A 2,039-nucleotide genomic window follows, 5' to 3' on the forward strand; every position below is an offset into this window, starting at 1 on the left:
GCCGCTGCTGCGCCTGCATGTCGAGATCTGCGAGGACGTCTGGACGCCGATCCCGCCGTCGTCCTATGCGGCGCTCGCCGGTGCGACGGTGCTGGTCAACCTGTCGGCCTCCAACATCACGGTCGGCAAGTCGGGCTATCGGCACCAGCTGGTCGGGCAGCAGTCGGCCCGCTGCCTGGCGGCCTATGTCTACAGTTCGGCCGGCGCCGGCGAGTCCAGCACCGACCTGGCCTGGGACGGCCAGGCGCTGGTCTACGAGAACGGCAGCTTCCTCGCCGAGAGCGAACGCTTCCAGCGCCGCTCGCAGCTGGTGGCGGCGGATGTCGACCTCGAACGGCTGTCGCGCGAGCGCATGCGGCAGACCAGCTTCGGCGACTCGGTGCGCCACCACGCGCCGCTGCTGAAGGGCTTCCGCACCGTCGAGTTCGAACTGGGCCTGGACCGCGCGCAGCCGCTGCCGCTACGCCGCCGCGTCGAGCGCTTCCCGTATGTGCCCGCCGATCGGCAGCGCCGCGACGAGCGCTGCAACGAGGTTTTCCATATCCAGGTCCAGGCGCTGGTGCAGCGGCTGGTCTCGAGCGGCATCCACAAGCTGGTCGTCGGCATCTCGGGCGGGCTGGACTCGACGCATGCGCTGCTGGTCGCCGCGCGCGCGATGGACCAGATGGGCTGGCCGCGGTCCAACATCCTGGGCGTCACGATGCCGGGCTTCGCGACGGGCAGCCGTACGCGGGACCAGGCGCTGCGCCTGATGCGGGAGATCGGCTGCGAGGCCCGCGAGATCGATATCCGCCCCAGCTGCGAGCAGATGCTCAAGGACCTCGGCCACCCGTATGCGAAGGGCGAGCCGGTCTACGACGTCACCTTCGAGAACGTCCAGGCCGGCGAGCGCACCAGCCATCTGTTCCGGCTGGCCAACCACACCGGCGCGCTGGTGCTGGGCACGGGCGATCTCAGCGAGCTTGCGCTGGGCTGGTGCACCTACGGCGTGGGCGACCACATGTCGCACTACAACGTGAATGCCTCGGTGCCCAAGACGCTGATCCAGTACCTGGTGCGCTGGGTCGCGGAGACCGAGCAGCTCGGCCATGCCGGGCGCGATGTGCTGCTCGACATCCTCGGCACCGAGATCAGCCCGGAGCTGGTGCCGCAGGACGCGGCCGCCGAGGGGTCCGGCCTGCAGAGCACCGAGGACCGGATCGGCCGCTACGAGCTGCAGGATTTCAACCTGTTCTACACGATCCGCCATGGCTACTCGCCGACGAAGATCGCGTTCCTGGCGCGGCACGCGTGGGGCGACCGGACGCGCGGCGACTGGCCCGACGGCGAGCATGTGCGGCGCAACGAGTACCCGCTGGCGGAGATCAAGCGGGTGCTGCGGATCTTCGTGAGCCGCTTCTTCCGCGGCAGCCAGTTCAAGCGCAGCTGCGTGCCCAACGCGCCCAAGGTCGGCAGCGGCGGGTCGCTGTCGCCGCGCGGGGACTGGCGCGCGCCGAGCGATTCCGAGCCGGCGGTCTGGCTCGCGGACCTGGACCGCATCCCGGATTGACGGAGCGGGCGATGTCTCCCTTCTTCAACCGAGGGGGCCGTCCCAAAAGATCCGTGCTTAAATCACAGCCAGTCTTGCCTGCCAGAAACCCTCTCTCGGAGCCTCGTGATGAAACAGATCACCGCCATCATCAAACCGTTCAAGCTCGACGAAGTGCGTGAAGCGCTGGCCGAGGTCGGCGCCTCCGGCCTGACGGTCACCGAAGTGAAGGGCTTCGGCCGCCAGAAGGGACACACCGAGCTGTATCGCGGCGCCGAGTACGTGGTCGACTTCCTGCCCAAGGTGAAAGTCGAGGTGGTGGTGAAGGACGACGAGGTCGACCGCTGCATCGATGCCATCCTGAAGGCCGCCAAGACCGGCAAGATCGGTGACGGCAAGATCTTCGTCACCGCCGTCGAGCAGGTCATCCGCATCCGCACTGGCGAACAGGACGAAGCGGCGGTCTGACCGTCCGGGCCTGTCTCGGGACCCCTGAATGAAGAAGGGGCGG

The 2,039-nt window shown here is 68.4% G+C and carries 2 protein-coding genes; both read left to right on the forward strand.

What is annotated here, in order from left to right; genetic code table 11:
• Positions 1 to 1,549 (forward strand): NAD(+) synthase (locus tag FUT87_RS21695; protein ID WP_147242359.1); only part of this gene is annotated, 1,549 nt, incomplete at its 5' end.
• A gap of 108 nt (positions 1,550 to 1,657) precedes the next feature.
• On the forward strand, positions 1,658 to 1,996 hold the full coding sequence (locus tag FUT87_RS21700; RefSeq protein ID WP_091722727.1) for a P-II family nitrogen regulator: 339 nt from the start codon (positions 1,658 to 1,660) through the stop codon (positions 1,994 to 1,996).
• Positions 1,997 to 2,039: the final 43 nt, after the last annotated feature.

This window comes from Mitsuaria sp. TWR114 (assembly GCF_007997345.1).

Excerpts from the sequence above, each read along its gene's own strand:
- FUT87_RS21700 (WP_091722727.1), top strand. The coding sequence starts at position 1,658 with ATGAAACAGATCACCGCCATCATCAAACCGTTCAAGCTCGACGAAGTG.